At 54.2% G+C, this 642-nt stretch carries 2 protein-coding genes; both read left to right on the forward strand.

Annotation, left to right across the window (positions count from 1 at the left end):
- Positions 1-218 (forward strand): hypothetical protein (locus AC1RPH_RS07675; RefSeq protein ID WP_481762008.1); only part of this gene is annotated, 218 nt, incomplete at its 5' end.
- Positions 218-565 carry a hypothetical protein gene (locus AC1RPH_RS07680; RefSeq protein WP_281116345.1) on the forward strand — a complete coding sequence of 116 codons (348 nt, stop codon included), beginning with the start codon at positions 218-220 and terminating at the stop codon, positions 563-565. The genes AC1RPH_RS07675 and AC1RPH_RS07680, both read left to right, overlap by 1 nt.
- Positions 566-642 lie beyond the last annotated feature (77 nt).

A 642-nucleotide genomic window follows, 5' to 3' on the forward strand; every position in this document is an offset into this window, starting at 1 on the left:
GATCCATGGAGCTGGATGCGGCTAGCCATGAGCTGCGTAAAAGCATCATGCGTGCCCTTAACAAAAATAGCATCGGCGTTGGGATCGCGACGCTGGAGTGGTGGATTGAGCACCTGACCGGCATTAGCGTGGCCGATCTGATTGAGGTCCCGGAACACGCTGCGCGAATTCGTCAAACCCGCATCAATTGGGTGCGGCACATGCTGGAGACTTGGTAATGAACAAGGTTCGTGAGTACAAGCTGCGCATTTTGGATGGAGTGATTTGCGCGCTCGAAGAAAAACGCGAGTCATTTGTGTGCGTGGGCATAGAGTGGTCAGGCTATGCGATACGTACGGAGATTGATGTCAGCGAACACCCAGCGGTAATCACGGCCCAGCACCAGCTGACTGCTTGGGTCAATAATTTGCTGACCGTAAATGGCAAGAAGGCACACACTCTGGAACACTGGCTACAGTGGCACGATATCCCCGTGGAGCTGTACGATTATTCATCGGAGCAGCAACGCCGGCTCATGCGCATGACGCGTGTCGCGTGGTGCCGCTGGATGAAGGAGCAAGTGTGAAGACATTGCGTGAATGCAAGATCGAGGTGCTGCACCGTGCGATCCGAGTCCTAGATGATCACTACCAGACATATCTG

This window comes from Dellaglioa sp. CoH-57-MRSF-16 (assembly GCF_056782055.1).